Here is a 23568-nt window from a genome sequence, read left to right as displayed (position 1 = left end):
CATTTGGGCAGTTTATAAACAAACGCGCGGTAGTATAAAGGCAAGCCAGACGCATTGATATACCCGTCAGAGTGACGGGTGATAAGGAGATCATCACAATGACATTTAAGATCTGGCAAATTGGTTTGCATTTACAACAGCAAGAAGCGGCAGCGGTTGCGATCGTGCGGGGCGCAAAAGAATGCTTTTTGCAACGCTGGTGGCGGTTGCCGCTGGCGCACGACATTATCAAAGATGGGCGGATTGTTGATGCGCAGCAGCTGGCTAAAACGTTGTTACCGTGGAGTCGCGAACTGCCGCAGCGTCATCACATTATGTTGGCGTTTCCCGCCAGTCGCACATTACAGCGGTCATTTCCGCGCCCGTCGATGTCCCTTGGTGAGCGGGAGCAAACGGCCTGGCTGTCAGGGACGATGGCCCGCGAGCTGGATATGGATCCGGACTCCCTGCGCTTCGATTACAGCGAAGACTCACTCAGCCCCGCTTATAACGTGACTGCCGCGCAAAGCAAAGAGCTGGCAACGCTGCTTACGCTGGCAGAAAGGTTGCGTGTTCATGTTAGTGCGATCACCCCGGATGCCAGTGCATTACAGCGATTCCTGCCTTTTTTACCTTCTCATCAGCAATGTCTGGCCTGGCGTGATAACGAACAGTGGCTGTGGGCGACGCGCTATAGCTGGGGGCGCAAACTGGCGGTGGGGATGACTAGCGCGAAGGAGCTGGCGGCAGCGTTATCCGTTGATCCCGACAGCGTCGCGATATGTGGCGAAGGCGGATTTGACCCCTGGGAGGCCGTTTCTGTTCGTCAGCCGCCGCTACCGCCGCCTGGTGGAGACTTTGCCATCGCGCTGGGGCTGGCGCTTGGGAAGGCGTACTGATGAATCCGCCAATTAATTTTTTGCCCTGGCGACAGCAACGCCGGACCGCTTTTCTGCGTTTCTGGTTGCTGATGTTCGTTGCGCCTCTGCTGCTGGCCGTCGGGATAACGCTAATACTGCGTCTGACAGGCAGCGCCGAAGCGCGCATAGACGCAGTTTTGCTTCAGGCGGAACAACAACTCGCCCGCAGCTTACAGATAACGAAGCCACGTTTGCTGGAGCAACAGCAGTTACGCGAACAGCGTTCGCAACGGCAGCGCCAGCGACAATTTACCCGCGACTGGCAATCTGCGCTGGAAGCACTGGCGGCGCTTTTACCCGAGCACGCCTGGCTGACAACGATAAGCTGGCAGCAGGGAACGCTGGAGATCAAGGGGCTGACAACAAGCATTACCGCGTTAAACGCACTAGAAACGTCACTCCGCCAGGATGCGTCTTTTCATCTCAATCAGCGGGGAGCCACGCAGCAGGATGCGCAGGGACGCTGGCAATTTGAGTATCAGTTAACAAGGAAGGTTAGCGATGAACATGTTCTTTGACTGGTGGTTCGCCACATCACCCCGCCTCCGCCAGTTTTGCTGGGCATTCTGGTTGCTGATGTTAGTTACGCTCATTTTTCTATCATCGACACACCATGAAGAGCGCGACGCATTAATTCGACTACGGGCAAGTCATCACCAGCAGTGGGCCGCACTGTATCGCCTGGTAGACACCACTCCCTTCAGCGAGGAAAAAACGCTGCCCTTTTCGCCACTGGATTTTCAGTTATCCGGCGCGCAACTGGTTTCCTGGCATCCATCCGCGCAGGGAGGTGAGTTGGCGTTGAAAACGCTGTGGGAAGCAGTGCCGTCGGCATTTACACGGCTGGCAGAGCGCAACGTCAGCGTGAGCCGTTTTTCGTTAAGCGTGGAAGGTGATGATCTTTTGTTCACGCTACAACTGGAGATGCCGCATGAGGGTTAAACGCTGGTTGTTGGCAGGTATTGCATTGTGCCTTTTAACCGGTATGCGTGACCCTTTTAAATCGCCGGAAGATCTATATGCCGGATTAGCGAACTTAGCCAGTGGCGCTATCAGGGGATGGTAGGGCGAGGCGAGCGCATCATCGGTGTAATAAAAGACGGGCAAAAGAAATGGCGACGGGTGCAGCAAAACGATGTGCTGGAAAACGGCTGGACAATTTTACAGCTGACGCCAGACGTACTAACGCTGGGTACCGGGACAAACTGCGAACCGCCACAATGGTTGTGGCAACGGCAAGGAGATACAAATGAAGCAATGGATAGCCGCACTACTGTTGATGCTGATACCCGGCGTACAGGCGGCAAAGCCGCAAAAAGTGACGCTGATGGTGGATGACGTTCCGGTAGCTCAGGTGTTGCAGGCGCTGGCTGAACAGGAGAAGTTGAACCTGGTCGTGTCGCCAGACGTCAGCGGTACGGTGTCGTTACATCTAACAGATGTTCCCTGGAAGCAGGCACTACAAACTGTAGTGAAAAGCGCCGGACTGATAACGCGGCAGGAAGGCAACATTCTCTCAGTGCATTCCATTGCCTGGCAGAATGACAATATCGCCCGCCAGGAGGCGGAGCAGGCGCGGGCGCAGGCAAATCTGCCGCTGGAAAATCGCAGTATAACCCTGCAATACGCCGACGCGGGAGAACTGGCGAAAGCGGGGGAGAAGCTACTGAGTGCCAAAGGGAGTATGACCGTCGATAAACGCACCAATCGCCTTTTGCTACGAGATAACAAAACGGCGTTAAGCGCGCTTGAACAGTGGGTAGCGCAAATGGATCTGCCGGTCGGGCAGGTTGAGCTGTCGGCGCATATTGTCACCATTAATGAAAAAAGTTTGCGTGAGTTAGGCGTGAAATGGACGCTGGCCGATGCGCAACACGCTGGTGGCGTTGGGCAAGTCACCACGCTTGGTAGCGACCTCTCCGTAGCGACGGCGACAACGCATGTCGGTTTTAACATTGGGCGCATCAACGGACGCTTGCTGGATCTTGAGCTTTCCGCGCTCGAACAAAAACAGCAGCTGGATATTATCGCCAGTCCGCGTCTGCTGGCCTCACATCTTCAGCCTGCCAGCATTAAACAGGAGAGCGAAATTCCATATCAGGTTTCCAGCGGGGAAAGTGGCGCGACGTCGGTGGAATTTAAAGAGGCCGTCCTGGGGATGGAGGTCACGCCCACGGTGTTACAAAAAGGTCGCATCCGGCTGAAATTACACATCAGCCAGAACGTTCCGGGGCAGGTGCTACAGCAGGCCGATGGCGAAGTGCTGGCGATTGATAAGCAGGAGATCGAAACGCAGGTCGAGGTAAAAAGCGGAGAAACGTTGGCGCTGGGCGGCATTTTTACCCGTAAAAATAAATCGGGTCAGGATAGCGTACCGTTGCTTGGCGACATTCCCTGGTTCGGGCAATTATTTCGTCATGACGGAAAAGAAGATGAACGACGCGAGTTAGTGGTGTTTATCACGCCACGACTGGTTTCCAGTGAGTAAACAGCCGTAAAAGCGGTAATGTTTTTATGCTGAACGTGTTTCATCTATTTGACGCGCGCAGGTATTTAGCATACAAGGAGTACCGATTTGAGAGTTGGTGCTCTTCGCTGCCTGCGTTCCATGATGATGATTTATCATTCAGGCGGCATTTTGCTGTCTTTTTTACGCTAATCTTACCCGGTGATTTATCGCCAGAGCGGTGGTAGCAAGGCAGCGCGCTTGCAGCGACCAGATATGCAGAGGGATGGGTGATTTATTCAGTTGCCAAACCCGCTGGAGTATTGAGATAATTTTCAGTCTGACTCTCGCAATATCTTATGAGGTTTCAGTTCATGTCCTGCGGCGCTCTCTGAGCGAAGCGGGTTTATCATTAACGAATAGTCTTAGTAGTACCGAAAAAATGGCAGAGAAACGCAATATCTTTCTGGTTGGGCCTATGGGTGCCGGAAAAAGCACTATTGGGCGCCAGTTAGCTCAACAACTCAATATGGAATTTTACGATTCCGATCAAGAGATTGAGAAACGAACCGGAGCTGATGTGGGCTGGGTTTTCGATTTAGAAGGCGAAGAAGGCTTCCGCGATCGCGAAGAAAAGGTCATCAATGAGTTGACCGAGAAACAGGGTATTGTGCTGGCTACTGGCGGCGGCTCTGTGAAATCCCGTGAAACGCGTAACCGTCTTTCCGCTCGTGGCGTTGTCGTTTATCTTGAAACGACCATCGAAAAGCAACTTGCACGCACGCAGCGTGATAAAAAACGCCCGTTGCTGCACGTTGAAACACCGCCGCGTGAAGTTCTGGAAGCGTTGGCCAATGAACGCAATCCGCTGTATGAAGAGATTGCCGACGTGACCATTCGTACTGATGATCAAAGCGCTAAAGTGGTTGCAAACCAGATTATTCACATGCTGGAAAGCAACTAATTCTGGCTTTATATACACTCGTCTGCGGGTACAGTAATTAAGGTGGATGTCGCGTTATGGAGAGGATTGTCGTTACTCTCGGGGAACGTAGTTACCCAATTACCATCGCATCTGGTTTGTTTAATGAACCAGCTTCATTCTTACCGCTGAAATCGGGCGAGCAGGTCATGTTGGTCACCAGCGAAACCCTGGCTCCTCTGTATCTCGATAAGGTCCGCGGCGTACTTGAACAGGCGGGTGTTAACGTCGATAGCGTTATCCTCCCTGACGGCGAGCAGTATAAAAGCCTAGCTGTACTCGATACCGTCTTTACGGCGTTGTTACAAAAGCCGCATGGTCGCGATACTACGCTGGTGGCGCTTGGCGGCGGCGTAGTGGGCGATCTGACCGGCTTCGCGGCGGCGAGTTATCAGCGCGGTGTTCGTTTCATTCAAGTCCCGACGACGTTACTGTCGCAGGTCGATTCCTCCGTTGGCGGCAAAACTGCGGTCAACCATCCCCTCGGTAAAAACATGATTGGCGCGTTCTACCAGCCTGCTTCAGTGGTGGTGGATCTCGACTGTCTGAAAACGCTTCCCCCGCGTGAGTTAGCGTCGGGGCTGGCAGAAGTCATCAAATACGGCATTATTCTTGACGGTGCGTTTTTTAACTGGCTGGAAGAGAATCTGGATGCGTTGTTGCGTCTGGACGGTCCGGCAATGGCGTACTGTATTCGCCGTTGTTGTGAACTGAAGGCAGAAGTTGTCGCCGCCGACGAGCGCGAAACCGGGTTACGTGCTTTACTGAATCTGGGACACACCTTTGGTCATGCCATTGAAGCTGAAATGGGGTATGGCAATTGGTTACATGGTGAAGCGGTCGCTGCGGGTATGGTGATGGCGGCGCGGACGTCGGAACGTCTCGGGCAGTTTAGTTCTGCCGAAACGCAGCGTATTATAACCCTGCTCACGCGGGCTGGGTTACCGGTCAATGGGCCGCGCGAAATGTCCGCGCAGGCGTATTTACCGCATATGCTGCGTGACAAGAAAGTCCTTGCGGGAGAGATGCGCTTAATTCTTCCGTTGGCAATTGGTAAGAGTAAAGTTCGCAGCGGCGTTTCGCACGAGCTTGTTCTTAACGCCATTGCCGATTGTCAATCAGCGTAACAACAAGAAAGGTCAGGCCGCTTATCAAGCGGTCTATTAGCTTCAGGTTAATTGCAACGTGGTAAGCATTAACCTTTTAGTGGGGTGTTAAATGGATGAATTCAAACCAGAAGACGAGCTGAAACCCGATCCCAGCGATCGTCGTACTGGTCGTTCTCGTCAATCTTCTGAACGTTCTGAGCGTACTGAACGTGGCGAACCGCAGATCAATTTTGATGATATTGAACTTGATGACACTGACGATCGCCGTCCGACTCGTGCGCAAAAAGAGCGCAATGAGGAACCGGAAATCGAAGAAGAAATTGACGAATCCGAAGATGAAACCGTGGATGAAGAGCGCGTAGAGCGTCGTCCGCGTAAGCGCAAAAAAGCAGCCAGTAAACCCGCTTCTCGTCAGTATATGATGATGGGCGTCGGCATTCTGGTTCTACTGCTGTTGATCATCGGTATCGGTTCTGCGCTAAAAGCCCCCTCGACCACTTCCAGCGATCAAACCGCGTCTGGCGAGAAGAGTATTGATCTTGCTGGCAATGCGACCGATCAGGCGAATGGCGTGCAGCCAGCGCCGGGAACCACGTCTGCGGAAAATACTCAGCAGGATGTTTCTCTGCCACCGATCTCTTCTACGCCGACTCAAGGGCAAACCCCGGTGGCAACGGATGGTCAACAACGTGTTGAAGTGCAGGGTGACCTGAACAATGCGCTGACCCAGCCACAAAATCAGCAACAGCTGAACAATGTGGCGGTCAATTCCACGTTGCCGACTGAACCCGCAACGGTTGCGCCTGTTCGCAATGGCAATGCATCGCGTGACACGGCGAAAACGCAAACCGCTGAACGTCCGTCCACTACGCGCCCAGTTCGTCAGCAGGCGGTGATTGAACCGAAAAAACCGCAAGCAACCGTGAAAACGGAGCCGAAGCCGGTAGCACAGACGCCGAAGCGTACTGAACCTGAACCAGCTGCCCCTGTGGCGAGCACGAAGGCACCGGCTGCGACTTCTACGCCAGCACCAAAAGAGACGGCGACTACGGCTCCAGTACAGACGGCATCCCCGGCGCAAACCACGGCAACACCAGCCGCTGGAGGGAAGACCGCAGGTAATGTTGGTTCGTTGAAATCGGCACCGTCCAGCCATTACACTCTGCAGCTGAGCAGTTCCTCTAACTACGACAACCTGAACGGTTGGGCGAAGAAAGAGAATCTGAAAAACTACGTTGTCTATGAAACGACGCGTAATGGTCAGCCGTGGTATGTCCTGGTTTCTGGCGTGTACGCTTCGAAAGAAGAGGCGAAAAAAGCGGTATCTACATTGCCAGCAGATGTTCAGGCCAAAAACCCGTGGGCGAAACCGCTGCGTCAGGTACAGGCCGATCTGAAGTAATCAAGGTTATCTCCCGCAATGGTTTATCGTTGCGGGAGCTGCCTGAAGCGCTGGATGCTGTCGGAGCTTTCTCCACAGCCGGAGAAGGTGTAATTAGTTAATCGGCATGAAGAAAAATCGCGCTTTTTTGAAGTGGGCAGGGGGCAAGTATCCCCTGCTTGATGATATTAAACGGCATTTGCCCAAGGGCGAATGTCTGGTTGAGCCTTTTGTAGGTGCCGGGTCGGTGTTTCTCAACACCGACTTTTCTCGTTATATCCTTGCCGATATCAATAGCGACCTGATCAGTCTCTATAACATTGTGAAGATGCGTACTGATGAGTACGTACAGGCCGCACGCGAGCTGTTTGTTCCCGAAACAAATTGCGCCGAGGTTTACTATCAGTTCCGCGAAGAGTTCAACAAAAGCCAGGATCCGTTCCGTCGGGCGGTACTGTTTTTATATTTGAACCGCTACGGTTACAACGGCCTGTGTCGTTACAATCTGCGCGGTGAGTTTAACGTGCCGTTTGGCCGCTACAAAAAACCCTATTTCCCGGAAGCAGAGTTGTATCACTTCGCTGAAAAAGCGCAGAATGCCTTTTTCTATTGTGAGTCTTACGCCGATAGCATGGAGCGCGCAGATGATGCATCCGTCGTCTATTGCGATCCGCCTTATGCACCGCTGTCTGCGACCGCCAACTTTACGGCGTATCACACAAACAGTTTTACGCTTGAACAACAAGCGCATCTGGCGGAGATCGCCGAAGGTCTGGTTGAGCGCCATATTCCAGTGCTGATCTCCAATCACGATACGATGTTAACGCGTGAGTGGTATCAGCGCGCAAAATTGCATGTCGTCAAAGTTCGACGCAGTATAAGCAGCAACGGCGGCACACGTAAAAAGGTGGACGAACTGCTGGCTTTGTACAAACCAGGAGTCGTTTCACCCGCGAAAAAATAATTCTCAAGGAGAAGCGGATGAAACAGTATTTGATTGCCCCCTCAATTCTGTCGGCTGATTTTGCCCGCCTGGGTGAAGATACCGCAAAAGCCCTGGCAGCTGGCGCTGATGTCGTGCATTTTGACGTCATGGATAACCACTATGTTCCCAATCTGACGATTGGGCCAATGGTGCTGAAATCCTTGCGTAACTACGGCATTACCGCCCCTATCGACGTACATCTGATGGTGAAACCCGTCGATCGCATTGTGCCTGATTTCGCTGCCGCTGGCGCCAGCATCATTACCTTTCATCCAGAAGCCTCCGAGCATGTTGACCGCACGCTGCAACTGATTAAAGAAAATGGCTGTAAAGCGGGTCTGGTATTTAACCCGGCGACACCTCTGAGCTATCTGGATTACGTGATGGATAAGCTGGATGTGATCCTGCTGATGTCCGTCAACCCTGGTTTCGGCGGTCAGTCTTTCATTCCTCAAACACTGGATAAACTGCGCGAAGTACGTCGCCGTATCGACGAGTCTGGCTTTGACATTCGTCTGGAAGTGGACGGTGGCGTGAAGGTGAACAACATTGGCGAAATCGCTGCGGCGGGCGCGGATATGTTCGTCGCCGGTTCGGCAATCTTCGACCAGCCAGACTATAAAAAAGTCATTGATGAAATGCGCAGTGAACTGGCAAAGGTAAGTCATGAATAAGTTTGAAGATATTCGCGGCGTCGCTTTTGATCTTGATGGTACGCTGGTCGACAGTGCTCCTGGTCTTGCTGCTGCGGTAGATATGGCGCTGTATGCGCTGGAGTTGCCCGTCGCAGGTGAAGAACGCGTTATTACCTGGATTGGTAACGGCGCAGATGTTCTGATGGAGCGCGCATTGACCTGGGCGCGTCAGGAACGTGCGACTCTGCGTAAAACAATGGGGAAACCGCCCGTTGATGACGACATTCCGGCAGAAGAACAGGTACGTATTCTGCGTAAACTGTTCGATCGCTACTATGGCGAGGTTGCCGAAGAGGGGACGTTTTTGTTCCCGCACGTTGCCGATACGTTGGGCGCGTTGCAGGCTAAAGGCCTGCCGCTAGGCTTGGTCACCAACAAACCGACGCCGTTCGTCGCGCCGCTGCTCGAAGCCTTAGATATTGCCAAATACTTTAGCGTGGTTATCGGCGGCGATGATGTGCAAAACAAAAAACCGCATCCGGACCCGCTGTTACTGGTGGCTGAGCGGATGGGAATTGCCCCACAACAGATGCTGTTTGTCGGCGACTCACGGAATGATATTCAGGCGGCAAAAGCGGCAGGTTGCCCATCAGTTGGCTTAACCTACGGATACAACTACGGCGAGGCTATCGATCTCAGCCAGCCTGATGTAATTTATCAGTCTATAAATGACCTTCTGCCCGCATTAGGGCTTCCGCATAGCGAAAATCAGGAATCGAAAAATGACTAAGCCCATCGTTTTTAGTGGCGCACAGCCCTCAGGTGAATTGACCATTGGTAACTACATGGGTGCGCTGCGTCAGTGGGTAAACATGCAGGATGACTACCATTGCATTTACTGTATCGTTGACCAACACGCGATCACCGTGCGCCAGGATGCACAGAAGCTGCGTAAAGCGACGTTGGATACGCTGGCCTTGTATCTGGCTTGTGGTATCGATCCTGAGAAAAGCACCATTTTTGTTCAGTCCCACGTACCAGAACATGCGCAGTTAGGCTGGGCACTGAACTGCTATACCTACTTCGGCGAACTGAGTCGCATGACGCAGTTTAAAGATAAATCTGCGCGTTATGCCGAGAACATCAACGCTGGTCTGTTTGGCTATCCGGTGCTGATGGCTGCGGACATCCTGCTGTATCAAACTAATCTGGTACCGGTGGGTGAAGACCAGAAACAGCACCTGGAACTGAGTCGCGATATCGCCCAGCGTTTCAACGCGCTGTATGGCGAGATCTTTAAGGTGCCGGAGCCGTTTATTCCGAAATCTGGCGCGCGCGTAATGTCGCTGCTGGAGCCGACCAAGAAGATGTCCAAGTCTGACGATAACCGCAATAACGTTATCGGCCTGCTGGAAGATCCGAAATCGGTAGTGAAGAAAATCAAACGCGCGGTCACTGACTCCGACGAGCCGCCGGTAGTTCGCTACGATGTGCAGAACAAAGCGGGCGTTTCCAACCTGCTGGATATCCTTTCTGCGGTAACGGGCCAGAGCATCCCAGAACTGGAAAAACAGTTCGAAGGCAAGATGTATGGTCATCTGAAAGGTGAAGTGGCTGATGCCGTTTCCGGTATGCTGACTGAATTGCAGGAACGCTATCACCGTTTCCGCAACGATGAAGCCTTCCTGCAACAGGTGATGAAAGACGGCGCAGAAAAAGCCAGTGTACACGCTTCCCGTACGCTGAAAGCGGTGTACGAAGCGATTGGTTTTGTGGCGAAGCCGTAATATCAAAACGCTCGGACGGTCCCCTCGCCCCTTTGGGGAGAGGGTTAGGGTGAGGGGAGCAGGCAAGCGCCAGTGGGAATTACCCTTTGCTCGCATTGTCGAATAAATCACTTCGTCATCACTCTGAAACCGGGGAAACCCGGTTTTTTTATCCTCTTTTCGCAACAACCCGAAAAAATGTGAAGCGCCTCGCCGTTTCCACATCTCGTCGTCGCCACTTATCTTCATTTTAATGAAGATATAAATATTCATTTTATTGAAAATATATTATGCGTCGAACGTTTATCAAAAAAGAAGGCGTCGTCATCACGACACTGGCCCGTTATTTGTTGGGTGAAAAATGCGGTAATCGACTGAAAACCATAGATGAGCTGGCAACTGAATGCCGTTCATCGGTTGGCCTGACGCAGGCCGCGTTGAAAACGCTGGAATCAAGCGGAGCGATACGGATTGAACGCCGTGGGCGCAATGGCAGTTATCTTGTCGAGATGGATAACAAAGCATTGCTGAGTCATGTGGATATCAACAACGTGGTATGTGCGATGCCTTTGCCCTATACCCGCTTGTACGAAGGTTTAGCGAGCGGATTGAAAGCCCAGTTTGATGGCATTCCTTTTTACTATGCGCATATGCGCGGCGCGGATATTCGCGTGGAGTGTTTACTTAACGGTGTCTATGACATGGCAGTAGTTTCCCGCCTGGCGGCGGAAAGTTATCTCAGCCAAAACAATTTGTGCATCGCCCTCGAGCTTGGCCCGCATACGTATGTTGGTGAACATCAACTGATATGCCGCAAAGGTGAGTCTGGAAATGTTAAGCGAGTAGGTCTCGATAGTCGTTCGGCGGATCAGAAAATCATGACCGATGTCTTTTTTGGCGATAGTGATGTGGAACGAGTCGATCTCTCTTATCACGAGAGTTTACAACGCATTGTTAAAGGCGATGTCGATGCGGTGATCTGGAACGTGGTGGCGGAAAACGAACTGACCATGCTGGGATTAGAGGCGACGCCGCTAACAGACGATCCGCGATTTTTACAGGCCACCGAAGCCGTGGTCCTGACGCGAGTCGATGATTACCCAATGCAACAATTGCTGCGTGCTGTTGTAGATAAACACGCCCTGCTTGCCCATCAACAACGGGTGGTGAGTGGGGAACAGGAACCCAGTTATTAAACGAAAGGCATCTGATATGGAAACCAGACTCAACCTGCTTTGCGAGGCAGGCGTTATTGATAAGGACGTCTGCAAAGGCATGATGCAGGTCGTCAACGTACTGGAAAAAGAGTGCCATCTGCCGGTGCGCAGTGAGCAAGGAACGATGGCGATGACACATATGGCGAGTGCACTGATGCGCAGTCGCCGTGGTGAAGAAATAGAGCCGCTGGATAACGAGTTGCTGGCGGAACTGGCGCAATCCAGCCACTGGCAAGCCGTTGTGCAATTGCATCAGGAGTTGTTGAAGGAATTCGCTCTGGAAGTTAACCCGTGTGAAGAAGGCTATTTTCTGGCCAATCTTTATGGATTATGGATGGCTGCTAACGAAGAGGTTTGAAGCTCCCGACAAATCCACGTCGCACAACCTAAATATTCAAAAAAATGAATATTTAATTCAAGGAACAGAAACGAGGCAACAAGATGTTTGTAGAAGCATTGAAACGCCAGAACCCGGCGCTGATTTCCGCCGCACTAAGTTTGTGGCAGCAGGGCAAAATCGCCCCGGACAGCTGGGTGATCGACGTGGATCAGATACTGGAAAACGGTAAGCGGCTCATTGAGACGGCGCGGCTTTACGGCATTGAACTGTATCTGATGACCAAGCAATTTGGTCGTAATCCGTGGCTGGCGGAAAAATTGCTGGCATTAGGCTACAGCGGCATTGTGGCGGTGGATTACAAAGAGGCGCGAGTCATGCGCCGCGCTGGTTTGCCAGTGGCGCATCAGGGGCATCTGGTACAAATCCCTTGTCATCAGGTTGCTGACGCCGTTGAACAGGGCACCGACATCATCACCGTGTTTACTCTCGACAAAGCGCGGGAAGTTTCTGCGGCAGCGGTTAAGGCCGGACGGGTCCAGCCTGTGCTGCTCAAAGTTTATAGCGACGATGATTTTCTTTATCCGGGGCAGGAGAGCGGTTTTGTACAGCATTCGCTGCACGAGGTGATTGCTGAAATTAAGAAACTGCCGGGGCTGCATTTAGCCGGACTAACCCATTTCCCTTGCCTGCTTTGGGATGAGGCTGCTGGGAAAGTTTTGCCAACACCGAATCTTCACACGCTGGTACAAGCACGGGATCAACTGGCGAAATCTGGTATTGCGATTGAGCAACTGAACGTACCTTCAGCGACCAGCTGCACTTCGCTGCCATTGCTGGCGGAATACGGTGCGACTCATGCCGAACCCGGTCATGCGCTGACCGGTACTATTCCGGCAAACCAGCAGGGCGATCAGCCTGAACGTATCGCGATGCTCTGGTTAAGTGAAATCTCCCATCATTTCCGTGGCGACAGCTACTGCTACGGCGGCGGTTACTACCGTCGTGGTCATGCGCAACATGCGCTGGTGTTTACGCCAGAAAATCAAAAGATTACTGAAACCAATCTCAAAACTGTGGATGACAGCAGTATCGACTACACCCTGCCGCTGGCAGGCGAGTATCCGGTGAGCAGTGCAGTGGTGCTCTGTTTTCGCACGCAGATTTTTGTCACCCGTAGCGATGTGGTGCTGGTGTCCGGTATTCAGCGCGGCGAACCAGAAATAGTTGGTCGTTATGACAGCCTCGGCAACCCTCTGGAGGCATAAATGGCGCGATTTGTGGTGTTAGTGATTGATAGCTTTGGCGTAGGGGCAATGAAAGATGTCACGCTGGTGCGCCCGCAAGATGCCGGGGCGAATACCTGTGGTCACATCCTGAGCCAGTTGCCGCATTTGCAGCTACCAACGCTGGAGAAGCTGGGGCTAATCAACACATTGGGTTATGCGCCAGGCGATATGCAGCCGTCAGATTCCGCAACCTGGGGCGTGGCAGAGCTGCAACATGAAGGTGGCGATACCTTTATGGGGCATCAGGAAATTTTAGGCACGCGCCCGTTACCGCCGCTGCGGATGCCTTTTCGCGATGTGATTGACCGTGTTGAGCAGGCATTAGTTTCCGCTGGCTGGCAGGTGGAGCGCCGTGGCGATGATCTGCAATTTCTGTCGGTCAATCAGGCGGTTGCGATTGGCGATAATCTCGAGGCGGATTTAGGCCAAGTCTATAACATTACCGCCAATCTCTCTGTGATCTCTTTTGACGACGCAATCAAAATTGGTCGTATCGTGCGTGACCAGGTACAGGTCGGTCGGGTCATTACATTTGGCGGCCTGTTAACCAACAGTCAGCGTATTCTCGATGCCGCAGAAAGCAAAGAAGGGCGCTTTATTGGTATTAATGCGCCGCGTTCTGGCGCTTATGACAACGGCTTCCAGGTCGTGCATATGGGCTACGGTGTTGATGAAAAAGTGCAGGTGCCGCAAAAACTGTATGAAGCGGGCGTGCCAACCGTGCTGGTGGGTAAGGTGGCAGATATCGTCAGCAATCCTTATGGTGTGAGCTGGCAAAACCTGGTGGATAGCCAGCGGATTATGGATATCACCCTCGACGAATTTAACACCCATCCGACGGCGTTTATTTGCATCAATATCCAGGAAACCGACCTCGCTGGTCATGCAGAAGACGTCGCACGTTATGCCGAACGTTTGCAGGTCGTTGACCGTAACCTTGCCCGGCTTGTTGAGGCGATGCAGCCAGATGATTGCCTGGTCGTGATGGCGGATCACGGTAACGATCCGACCATTGGTCACAGCCACCATACCCGTGAAGTGGTGCCAGTGCTGGTTTATCAGCAAGGGCTGGTCGCCACGCAGCTCGGTGTGCGCACCACGCTTTCTGATGTGGGAGCTACCGTGTGTGAATTTTTCCGTGCGCCACCGCCACAAAATGGTCGCTCTTTTCTTTCCTCCCTCCGGTTTGCAGGAGACACCCTATGAGTTTTGATCCGACGGGTTACACCCTGGCCCATGAGCATCTGCATATTGATCTCTCCGGCTTTAAAAACAACGTGGACTGCCGCCTTGATCAGTATGCGTTCATTTGCTAGGAGATGAACGACCTGATGACCCGGGGTGTACGTAATGTGATTGAGATGACCAACCGTTACATGGGGCGCAATGCGCAATTTATGCTCGATGTAATGCGCGAAACCGGGATCAACGTGGTGGCCTGTACTGGTTATTACCAGGATGCGTTTTTCCCGGAACATGTGGTGACCCGCAGCGTGCAGGAACTGGCGCAGGAGATGGTCGATGAAATTGAACAGGGTATCGATGGCACGGAGCTGAAAGCCGGGATCATCGCGGAGATCGGCTCCAGCGAAGGAAAGATTACGCCGCTGGAAGAGAAGGTATTTATTGCCGCTGCGCTGGCGCATAACCAGACCGGACGCCCGATCTCCACGCATACGTCGTTCAGCACCATGGGGCTGGAACAACTGGCTCTGTTGCAAGCCCACGGAGTTGATCTTTCGCGCGTCACCGTTGGTCACTGCGATCTGAAAGACAACCTCGACAACATTTTGAAGATGATCGATCTCGGCGCGTACGTGCAGTTCGACACCATTGGTAAGAACAGTTACTACCCGGACGAAAAGCGCATTGCGATGCTCCACGCGCTACGTGACCGTGGGTTGCTGAACCGCGTCATGCTGTCGATGGATATTACGCGCCGCTCCCATTTAAAAGCCAATGGTGGTTATGGCTATGACTATTTATTGACCACCTTTATTCCGCAATTGCGCCAGTCAGGATTCAGTCAGGCCGATGTGGATGTGATGTTACGTGAAAATCCCTCTCAATTTTTCCAATAAGGACAGACTCATGAAAAAGATTGGCGTTGCAGGCTTACAGCGTGAGCAGATTAAAAAAACCATTGAAGCGACGGCTCCTGGCTGTTTTGAAGTTTTCATTCACAACGACATGGAAGCGGCAATGAAGGTGAAATCCGGGCAACTAGATTATTACATTGGCGCGTGTAATACCGGTGCGGGCGCGGCATTGTCGATTGCCATCGCGGTGATTGGCTATAACAAAAGTTGCACCATTGCCAAACCAGGCATTAAAGCGAAAGACGAGCATATCGCCAAAATGATCGCTGAAGGGAAAGTGGCGTTTGGCCTTTCCGTTGAGCACGTCGAACACGCGATTCCGATGTTGATTAACCATCTGAAATAAAAGGCACGACTATGGATCTGTATATTCAGATTATCGTGGTGGCGTGCCTGACGGGTATGACATCGCTTCTGGCGCATCGCTCGGCGGCTGTTTTTCATGACGGCATCCACCCGATCCTGCCGCAACTGATTGAAGGCTATATGAACCGTCGCGAGGCGGGGAGTATCGCTTTTGGTCTGAGCATTGGTTTTGTGGCCTCGGTGGGGATCTCTTTTACCCTGAAAACCGGGCTGCTCAACGCATGGTTACTCTTTCTTCCTACCGATATCCTCGGCGTACTGGCGATAAACAGCCTGATGGCGTTTGGTCTTGGCGCTATCTGGGGCGTGTTGATCCTTACTTGCCTGTTGCCAGTTAACCAGCTGCTGACCGCGCTGCCGGTGGATGTATTAGGTAGCCTCGGGGAATTAAGCTCGCCGGTGGTTTCTGCTTTTGCACTGTTCCCGCTGGTGGCGATTTTCTACCAGTTTGGCTGGAAGCAAAGTCTGGTCGCCGCCGTGGTTGTTCTGATGACCCGTGTGGTAGTCGTGCGCTATTTCCCACATCTTAACCCTGAATCCATCGAAATCTTTATTGGCATGGTGATGCTGCTGGGGATCGCGATAACTCACGACCTGCGTCATCGTGATGAAAATGACATCGATGCCAGCGGGCTTTCGGTGTTTGAAGAGCGCACGTCGCGGATTATCAAAAACTTACCTTATATCGCCATCGTGGGAGCATTGATTGCCGCCGTTGCCAGTATGAAGATTTTTGCTGGTAGCGAAGTTTCGATCTTCACACTGGAGAAAGCGTATTCCGCAGGCGTGACGCCGGAACAATCGCAAACGCTGATTAATCAGGCGGCTCTGGCAGAATTTATGCGCGGACTGGGGTTTGTGCCGTTGATTGCCACCACCGCCTTAGCAACGGGTGTGTATGCAGTTGCGGGCTTTACCTTTGTTTATGCGGTGGGCTATCTCTCGCCGAATCCGATGGTTGCAGCGGTATTAGGCGCAGTGGTTATTTCGGCGGAAGTCTTGCTGCTTCGTTCGATCGGCAAATGGCTGGGACGCTACCCGTCGGTGCGTAATGCGTCGGATAACATCCGTAACGCCATGAATATGCTGATGGAAGTGGCGCTGCTGGTCGGTTCGATTTTCGCAGCAATTAAGATGGCGGGTTATACCGGATTCTCTATCGCGGTTGCCATTTACTTCCTCAACGAATCCCTGGGCCGTCCGGTACAGAAAATGGCGGCACCGGTCGTGGCAGTAATGATCACCGGTATTCTGCTGAATGTTCTTTACTGGCTTGGCCTGTTCGTTCCGGCTTAAGGAAGGCACCTATGAAGACGTTTCCTTTGCAAAGCCTGACTCTTGCTGAAGCGCAGCAAAAGCAGTTTGCGCTGGTGGACACTATTTGCCGCCATTTTCCAGGCAGCGAGTTTCTTGCTGGCGGTGATTTAGGGTTAACTCCAAGTCTGAATCAACCGCGTATTACCCAACGGGTGGAGCAGGTGCTGGCTGATGCATTTCACGCACAGGCCGCGGCGCTGGTGCAGGGCGCGGGGACTGGCGCGATTCGCGCCGGGCTGGCGGCTTTGCTCAAACCGGGGCAGCGTCTTCTGGTGCATGACGCGCCTGTTTACCCGACGACACGGGTTATTATTGAGCAGATGGGGCTGACGCTTATTACTGCTGATTTCAATGACCTGTCGGCACTGAAGCAGGTCGTCGACGAGCAACAACCTGATGCCGCGCTGGTGCAGCATACGCGCCAGCAGCCGCAGGACAGCTATGTGCTGGCAGATGTGCTGGCAACGTTGCGCGCGGCAGGTGTTCCAGCGTTAACCGATGATAACTATGCGGTGATGAAGGTAGCGCGAATCGGCTGTGAATGCGGCGCGAATGTCTCGACATTCTCCTGCTTCAAGCTGTTTGGGCCGGAGGGCGTTGGTGCAGTGGTTGGCGATGCCGATGTTATTAGTCGGATTCGCGCCACGCTTTACTCCGGCGGTAGCCAGATCCAGGGCTCACAGGCGCTGGAAGTCTTGCGTGGTCTGGTGTTCGCGCCAGTGATGCATGCGGTGCAGGCGGGAGTATCCGAACGGTTGCTGGCTTTGCTTAACGGCGGCGCGGTGGCGGAAGTGAAAAGCGCCGTCATTGCCAATGCGCAGTCGAAGGTGTTGATTGTCGAGTTTCATCAGCTGATTGCCGCCAGGGTGCTGGAAGAAGCGCAAAAGCGTGGCGCGTTGCCTTACCCGGTCGGTGCAGAGTCGAAATATGAAATCCCGCCGCTCTTCTATCGACTTTCAGGAACGTTTCGCCAGGCGAATCCACAACTCGAACATTGTGCGATTCGCATTAACCCGAATCGCAGCGGTGAAGAGACGGTGCTGCGGATTTTGCGTGAGAGTATTGCGAGTATTTAATGCTGGATAGCACCGTTCGGCAATCAAGCTAAATTCCGCACTGAACGGTCCCCTCGCCCCTTTGGGGAGAGGGTTAGGGTGAGGGGAACGTGCGGGATGTAAAATTCAGTGCGCCAGCATCGCCGGATGCGATGCTGGCGCATCTTATCCGGCCTACGGTTAATGTCTTTTATTATCAATCGTTAAGGTGATGCGATTGGCGCGGCAGAAGAGTTCGGAGACGTGCACCGGTTTGTCATTCTGATCAAAGGCGATTTTGCTGATGCGAAACAACGGTTCGCCCAGTTCGCATTTCAGCCATTTTGCCTGCGGGCGGGTGGCGGCAAAGATATCGATGGTCTTTTTGTCGCTGACCACTCGCGTGTCAAAACGCTCCTGAAATAACTGATAGGTGGAGCTTCCTTCGACGTAAATCTCATCAAAGTCAGGATAACGCGACAGCGGGATCCATGAACTATCAATAAACAGCGGCTCTTTATCGAGATACATCACCCGGCAGAGATGGAACACTTCGCTGTTTCCGGGGATGTTCAGCTTTTCGCAAAACGGCGCGGCGCTGACCCGTTCCTGTTCGATCACTTTCTCTTTCGTCGACTTGCCTTGTGAGACGCCAAAATCGGTAAAACCACTGACAGTAAGCAGGGCGTTTTCAACTTTCTGGCTTTGTACAAAGGTGCCTTTTCCCTGCCAGCGGATCAGTACGCCGTCTGCCACTAAGTCGCTGATGGCTTTGCGAATGGTAATGCGGCTGACGTTATATTGTGTACAAAGCTCGTTTTCGGTAGGGATCTGTTGCCCGGCCTGGTAAACCCCCTGCGCGATATCATCCAGCAGCCGCTGGCGGACGGTAGCGTAGAGGAGTTGATGAGAGTAGCGGTCCGTAGCTGACATAATCGACCCTGAAATAAAGAATGAATTACTCGGATTATAGGGTCGTTTTCCGGCAAGTAACAGCACGTTGGCGTGAAGATGCTCACGCCAACGTTATACCTACCAGGCACCGTGGTACTGAATGGTTTTCGCCGCGCACGCCGTTCCCTGCGCCATCGCCTGCGGTAATGTCATCCCCGCAGACCAGCCGCAAAGGAATCCGGCAATGAACGAATCTCCGGCACCCATGGTGTCGATAACCGTCACCGGTTCAGGAGCCTGACGCCAGAACTGCGCGCCATCCCAGGCAATGCTGCCGTTTTCACCCAGCGTGACAATCACTGTTCCTGCGCCACGGGCAACAATCGCTTTCATCTTCAGACGCAGCGCTTCGTCTTCTTGCGGTGCGGAGGCAAAGGCAAAATCGAGATGCGGCACCAGTGTCTGCCAGAGCGGGCTGTCCCACTTGTCGGAGAAGTCGAAAGCGGTAAGTTTGCCCGCAGCGTGCAGCTGTGGGAATGCGTCTTCCGCATGTCCCCAGATTGCCGCGTGCACAATGTCATACTGCGCCAGCCAGGCGTAATCCTCTTCACTCAGGGCAAAGTCGGCCATCACGCCTTCGGTGTAGTCGCCAAAAACGCGATCATTGTCGTGCAGTTCCACCTGAGTTTGTGCGGTAACGCCGTGTTTCGTATGGACATGGCTGATATCGACGCCCATGCGGGCGAGATCCTGCTTCAGCTTTGTGCCGTAGTCATCGTCACCCACCCAGGTAATGCATCCCGGCTGTATGCCGTAGCGAGTGCAGTACACCGCCACATTGACCGCATTACCGCCAGAAAACGCTTTATTCAGTTGCGGGTAGATATCGACGCAGTTATCGCCGATTGTCGCCAGGGTTTTCATCTCTCATCCTCCGGCAGCAGCGCGCGAAAGCGTTCCAGCGCCTGGCGGGCATAGAGTCTGGGCTCGTTCATATACATCGTCACCAGCTCCACCGTAGAGTAACCCTCATAGCCCCGATCAATAATATCGCGCATCAGTTCCCGCAGCGGCATTTTGCCTTCTCCAGGAATGTAATGCGTGTCGCTGGCCCCGTCGCTGTCGACAATATGCAGATGACGTAATTTATCGCCCAGTTTGTCGAAATAACTCATCACCGGTTCCGCCTGGACATACGGCGCGCAAATGTCGACCATGCTGAACAGGCGCGGCGAAGGCACCAGCGCCAGCGCATGAAGCACATCATTAGCATTACACACGACGTTCGATTCATACGGCGTTAACGGTTCGAGGATCAGATCCATGCCGATGTTTTCCGCGTACTCACACAGTTCGCTTAAGTTCTCTGCCAGCCGCCCCCAGATAACGTTAGGCGGCGTGAGATAGCCCGCGTGGGCCGCAGAAATCAGCGTATAACCCGCGTTCATCTCTTTTGCCATATCTATCGCCAGCTTGATCATGTCCAGGCTTTCACGACGCATATGTTCATCGCCCAGCATCATGTTATACGGATAGCCGTTGGTTTCTGGCGTGTAACCGATAATCGGCATCTGATACGTCTGCGCCAGCGCCTTGATTTGTTTGATGCCGCCCGCTTTTAAGTCCGGCGCGAACGCGTGCGGGCGACCGCCCCAAATTTCGATGCCGTCGTAACCCAGCTCGCTTGCATCACGAAATGCGTGTTCAATAGGCAGCCGCTGGTGGCCGCAGGTAAACATACCTGTTTTCATCGGGTAACTCCTTGCGTAAATCCGGCCCGTTGCCGGGCCGGGAGAGGGATTAATATTCCACCAGACCACCGTAATAGCGGCGTTCATCCGGGTTGTGATCTTTGTAAATAGACAGGTAGTAGCAGAGCCACTCCATTGGCACGAACATCAGGAACGGTGCCAGCCACGGGTGCAGCCCTTGCGAAATTTCGGCGTAATCGATGACGATCACGTTGTCAGTACGCTGTTTAACAAAGTTAATGGCGCGTTCGGTGGTGTGGCGACTTTCATCATTGCCGAGCAGGAACAGGAACGGAACGCCCGGTTCGACAATCTCCAGCGGGCCATGGCGGAACTCTCCGCTCTCAATCACGCAGCCGTGCGTCCAGGTAAATTCCATCAGCGTTACAATGCCTTCTTTGTAACCCAGCGGACGCAGCGGACCCGCAGCAACGGTATAAATCATCGGCCACTGGCTGGCCAGTTCACCAAGCTGGCGGCCTTTTTCTTCCCAGGTGCGTACCAGATGACCGAGCGCATTCGGCAACTGCTTGAGATCGTTTTTGATCTTGCCGATTTCCGCGTTCGGCGCGAGGCGGGTGATCATCTCCAGCACCACGCTGTAGCAGAGCAGCAGGTGAATTTCCCAGATACAGTCGGCCTGATAATCAATGCTAAATTCCGCCGCCGAGGTAATCGGGCTGTCCGCGCGTTTGGTGAACGCCGCAGTGAGTGCTCCGCAGGCCCGGCCCAGCTCCAGCGCTTTGATTACCTCTTCCGTTTTACCGTAGTCAGAAACGCCAATCACCGCGCAACGATCGTCGAGGCGATACGGGGTGTTATCGCAGAACTCCCAGCCGGAAATGGCGTAGACCTGAAGATCGGAAAAGCGATCCGCCAGATGTTTCGCCGTTTGCGCCGCGTTGAGTGGCGAGCCGCAGGCAACGAAATAAATACGATCAATGTCGCGCTTCACCATCTCTTCCACGATGGCGTGCACCAGCGGAACGTCATGGCTGAGAACTTTTTCCACTTCCTGAACCATATTTTCGGTGACCAGAAAGTCCACGGTGCTTTTATCAATATCCAACATTTTATTTTCTTCAGATAACATTACGACAAAGCGTTGAGCTGGCGGCTACGCTTCGCCCAGAAGGCGTAAGCAGGCAGACCAGTAGCAATAACGATGGCGGCGCAGATAAGGCCGGGAATCGGTGCCCAGACAAAGGTTGAGGCGACCAGAATGAGGCTTGACGCAATGGCGAGGGTGGTCATCAGCCCGAAAGCCGGAGTACGCCACAGCGGTTTGTAATCGTCGCGTTTACGACACCAGATGATGGAGCCGAAGGTGAGGGTATTTTTGAAACACATCACCAGGGTGAAATAACCCAGCAGGCTGGTGAGATCGGAAACGAAGATGAAGAAGATCCCCAGCGCCCCTTGCAGGATGATGGAGACATCCGGCGTGTTGTATTTCGGATGCACATGGCCGAAGCATTTAAAGAACAGGTTGTCTTTCGCCATCGCGTATTCCAGCCGCGGCTGGTACATCACGCAGCTGGAAAGCGAACCAAGAATGACGATCATCGCCGTGATGGCAACAAAGAGCCCAGCGGTGCTGCCGAGTGCGGGGATCTAGGTCAGGGCGTCGGAAATCGGCGTTTCAGAATTGGCGAGTTTGTCGAAGGGCATCAGGCCGGAAATCACCAGCGCCAGCAGGGTGTAGAGCACCAGAACCAGCAGACAGGAACCAATCAGCGCTCGTGGCATGGTTTTTCCGGGGTTTTTAATTTCGCCGGTCATATAACAGATAGAGGCCATGCCGGTATACGACCAACTGGTGGCAGAGATCCCCGCCAGCAGCGCCATAAAGCTGCCCGTTGCGCCAATCGCAGTGGTGGTAAGGGCGGCAAAATTCTCCGCTTTAAACCAGAAGATCCCAAGGCCAATGACGATAGTGAACGGGATAATTTTGGCGATGGTAATTAGCGTCTGAAACGCTGCGCCGCCTTCAACGGAGCGCAGGTGTAGCAACATAAAGGCGATAATTAATCCGGCGGCGATAAATTTACCGAGCAACGGATCGATAGGCGTTAAAAAGCCAAGATTGCTGACAATCGCCAGCGCCATAATCGACAATGACGGCGCATCGTTGGCCCAGAAGCTGGCCCAGCCGGAGAGGAAAGCCAGCGGTCGGCTTCCGGCATTTTTCAGATAAACATAATCTGCGCCATTTTCCGGATAAGCGGTGGATAGTTCCGCATAGACGCACATTTGCGGGATCACAATTAACCCGCCAATGACAAACGCGAGCACCGTAAGCCACGGCGTGCCCGCTGCTTTTGCCACTTCACCCACAGATACAAAAATACCGGAGCCGACGGTTGTCCCGACGGCGATTGCAAGAACGGCCCAAAATCCGAGCTTGCGTTGGAGTTCCTGGCTTCCCATAGCGATACCTTTTTCTTGTCCAATACGTTGTAGGGGAGAGTTTGCAGCCATTTAAAAGGTAACATGACAATGCATGATGAATATAACAACATATTATGTTATGTAATGTGGAGGAAGATCACAAAATTTCGCACAGGATCGCGCTGTGGCTAATGGATGTAGTTATAAAATTGAATTTAAAGTGAAAATATTTTTACGGGCGGGGGCAAGAAGGACATAGAAACAAATACGCCCTCGGAAAATCCAGAGGGCGTCGGGCAATTAAACCGGTGTTAGCCGATTTCTGTCAGAGACTTACTGTGCAGTAGGACCGCAACCGCCAATGATTTTAGAAATAGAAATTGCCGGGTGCAGCAGGTAGTCGTAAGAGCAGTTCTTATCACGGTTTTCAATATGACCAGTACATGCAGTTAACGTAGCCAGTACTGCACCTACCAGTGCAACTTTAATAAATTTGTTCATTTACATTCCCTATGTATTATATATTAATTAATATTCATTGATTATATGAATATAAGCAGACTGCTCGTTAAGAACGATACAGGAATATTTAATTGGCGTCAGTGAGCGAATGACTTAATTTTGTAAATCGCTGTAACGGTGAATATAACCCATTAGCAGATAATATTTA

23 protein-coding genes, 3 pseudogenes and 2 other annotated features are annotated in these 23568 nt (G+C 52.8%); of the genes and pseudogenes, 20 read left to right on the top strand and 6 right to left on the bottom strand.

Annotated features, from left to right (window positions below):
* Positions 1-71 precede the first annotated feature (71 nt).
* The 20 genes and pseudogenes from yrfD (at position 72) to yhfS (ending at position 17904) form a co-directional block, all read left to right on the top strand.
* The gene (yrfD, locus tag SF3413) at positions 72-878 is read left to right on the top strand and encodes a hypothetical protein (protein NP_709167.2); all 807 of its coding nucleotides are present in this window, start codon (positions 72-74) and stop codon (positions 876-878) included.
* Positions 878-1417, top strand: a complete 540-nt coding sequence (gene yrfC / locus SF3412; protein ID NP_709166.1) for a hypothetical protein — start codon at positions 878-880, stop codon at positions 1415-1417. The genes yrfD and yrfC overlap by 1 nt, the downstream gene beginning before the upstream one ends.
* Positions 1418-1469: 52 nt before the next feature.
* Positions 1470-1841, top strand: coding sequence for a hypothetical protein (yrfB, locus tag SF3411; RefSeq protein NP_709165.1), 372 nt, complete (start codon positions 1470-1472; stop codon positions 1839-1841).
* Positions 1792-2237, top strand: a sequence feature (Similar to Escherichia coli K12 conserved hypothetical protein gi: 1789794 (148 aa). BLAST with identity of 99% in 148 aa. This CDS ontains frameshift. The sequence has been checked and is believed to be correct.). Its footprint overlaps the gene before it by 50 nt.
* Positions 1792-2237 (top strand): annotated as a pseudogene (yrfA, locus tag SF3410). Its footprint overlaps the feature before it by 446 nt. The gene yrfB and the pseudogene yrfA overlap by 50 nt, the downstream one beginning before the upstream one ends.
* Complete coding sequence (gene hofQ / locus SF3409) at positions 2149-3387, top strand: porin (protein NP_709164.2); 1239 nt, start codon at positions 2149-2151, stop codon at positions 3385-3387. Before yrfA ends, hofQ begins: the two are co-directional and overlap by 89 nt.
* Positions 3388-3586: 199 nt before the next feature.
* Positions 3587-4309, top strand: a complete 723-nt coding sequence (gene aroK, locus SF3408) for a shikimate kinase I (protein NP_709163.4) — start codon at positions 3587-3589, stop codon at positions 4307-4309.
* A gap of 56 nt (positions 4310-4365) precedes the next feature.
* Positions 4366-5454: a 3-dehydroquinate synthase gene (aroB, locus tag SF3407; RefSeq protein NP_709162.1), complete on the top strand. Its 1089-nt coding sequence runs from the start codon at positions 4366-4368 to the stop codon at positions 5452-5454.
* A gap of 91 nt (positions 5455-5545) precedes the next feature.
* On the top strand, positions 5546-6838 hold the full coding sequence (gene damX, locus SF3406; RefSeq protein NP_709161.1) for a cell division protein DamX: 1293 nt from the start codon (positions 5546-5548) through the stop codon (positions 6836-6838).
* Between the two features lie 106 nt (positions 6839-6944).
* On the top strand, positions 6945-7781 hold the full coding sequence (dam, locus tag SF3405) for a DNA adenine methylase (RefSeq protein ID NP_709160.1): 837 nt from the start codon (positions 6945-6947) through the stop codon (positions 7779-7781).
* Positions 7782-7798: 17 nt separating this feature from the next.
* A complete protein-coding gene (rpe, locus tag SF3404) occupies positions 7799-8476 on the top strand; it encodes a ribulose-phosphate 3-epimerase (protein NP_709159.1) in 678 nt (225 codons plus the stop codon).
* A complete protein-coding gene (gph, locus tag SF3403) occupies positions 8469-9227 on the top strand; it encodes a phosphoglycolate phosphatase (RefSeq protein ID NP_709158.1) in 759 nt (252 codons plus the stop codon). Before rpe ends, gph begins: the two co-directional genes overlap by 8 nt.
* A complete protein-coding gene (trpS, locus tag SF3402) occupies positions 9220-10224 on the top strand; it encodes a tryptophanyl-tRNA synthetase (RefSeq protein NP_709157.1) in 1005 nt (334 codons plus the stop codon). The genes gph and trpS overlap by 8 nt, the downstream gene beginning before the upstream one ends.
* A gap of 269 nt (positions 10225-10493) precedes the next feature.
* Positions 10494-11399, top strand: coding sequence for a hypothetical protein (gene yhfZ, locus SF3401; RefSeq protein NP_709156.3), 906 nt, complete (start codon positions 10494-10496; stop codon positions 11397-11399).
* Positions 11374-11778, top strand: coding sequence for a hypothetical protein (yhfY, locus tag SF3400; protein ID NP_709155.1), 405 nt, complete (start codon positions 11374-11376; stop codon positions 11776-11778). Before yhfZ ends, yhfY begins: the two co-directional genes overlap by 26 nt.
* Before the next feature lie 83 nt (positions 11779-11861).
* Entirely contained in the window at positions 11862-13025 is a 1164-nt protein-coding gene (yhfX, locus tag SF3399) for a hypothetical protein (RefSeq protein NP_709154.1), read from the top strand.
* Complete coding sequence (yhfW, locus tag SF3398; RefSeq protein ID NP_709153.1) at positions 13026-14252, top strand: mutase; 1227 nt, start codon at positions 13026-13028, stop codon at positions 14250-14252.
* A pseudogene (locus SF3397) lies at positions 14249-15127 on the top strand. Before yhfW ends, SF3397 begins: the two are co-directional and overlap by 4 nt.
* Entirely contained in the window at positions 15099-15491 is a 393-nt protein-coding gene (gene yhfU / locus SF3396; RefSeq protein NP_709151.1) for a hypothetical protein, read from the top strand. Before SF3397 ends, yhfU begins: the two are co-directional and overlap by 29 nt.
* Positions 15492-15502: 11 nt before the next feature.
* Complete coding sequence (gene yhfT / locus SF3395; RefSeq protein NP_709150.1) at positions 15503-16807, top strand: transport system permease; 1305 nt, start codon at positions 15503-15505, stop codon at positions 16805-16807.
* 11 nt (positions 16808-16818) lie between these two features.
* Positions 16819-17904 carry a hypothetical protein gene (gene yhfS / locus SF3394; RefSeq protein ID NP_709149.1) on the top strand — a complete coding sequence of 362 codons (1086 nt, stop codon included), beginning with the start codon at positions 16819-16821 and terminating at the stop codon, positions 17902-17904.
* Between the two features lie 159 nt (positions 17905-18063).
* Here yhfS and yhfR read toward each other — a convergent pair whose 3' ends face one another.
* The 6 genes and pseudogenes from yhfR to yhfL all read right to left on the bottom strand — a co-directional run bounded on the left by yhfR (position 18064) and on the right by yhfL (position 23399).
* On the bottom strand, positions 18064-18861 hold the full coding sequence (yhfR, locus tag SF3393; protein NP_709148.1) for a DNA-binding transcriptional regulator FrlR: 798 nt from the start codon (positions 18859-18861) through the stop codon (positions 18064-18066).
* Positions 18862-18894: 33 nt separating this feature from the next.
* Positions 18895-19680, bottom strand: coding sequence for a fructoselysine 6-kinase (yhfQ, locus tag SF3392; protein NP_709147.1), 786 nt, complete (start codon positions 19678-19680; stop codon positions 18895-18897).
* Complete coding sequence (yhfP, locus tag SF3391) at positions 19677-20507, bottom strand: fructoselysine 3-epimerase (RefSeq protein NP_709146.2); 831 nt, start codon at positions 20505-20507, stop codon at positions 19677-19679. Before yhfP ends, yhfQ begins: the two co-directional genes overlap by 4 nt.
* A gap of 49 nt (positions 20508-20556) precedes the next feature.
* Positions 20557-21579, bottom strand: coding sequence for a transporter (gene yhfN, locus SF3390; protein ID NP_709145.4), 1023 nt, complete (start codon positions 21577-21579; stop codon positions 20557-20559).
* 20 nt (positions 21580-21599) lie between these two features.
* Positions 21600-22984: a sequence feature (Similar to Escherichia coli K12 amino acid/amine transport protein gi: 2367216 (463 aa). BLAST with identity of 99% in 462 aa. This CDS contains an in-frame stop codon. The sequence has been checked and is believed to be correct.), on the bottom strand.
* Positions 21600-22984 (bottom strand): annotated as a pseudogene (yhfM, locus tag SF3389). It overlaps the preceding feature by 1385 nt.
* A 247-nt stretch (positions 22985-23231) precedes the next feature.
* On the bottom strand, positions 23232-23399 hold the full coding sequence (gene yhfL, locus SF3388) for a hypothetical protein (RefSeq protein ID NP_709144.1): 168 nt from the start codon (positions 23397-23399) through the stop codon (positions 23232-23234).
* Positions 23400-23568: the final 169 nt, after the last annotated feature.

Source organism: Shigella flexneri 2a str. 301 (assembly GCF_000006925.2).
Classification (GTDB): Bacteria; Pseudomonadota; Gammaproteobacteria; order Enterobacterales; family Enterobacteriaceae; genus ECMA0423.
This window is presented reverse-complemented; position numbering and strand designations above follow the sequence as displayed.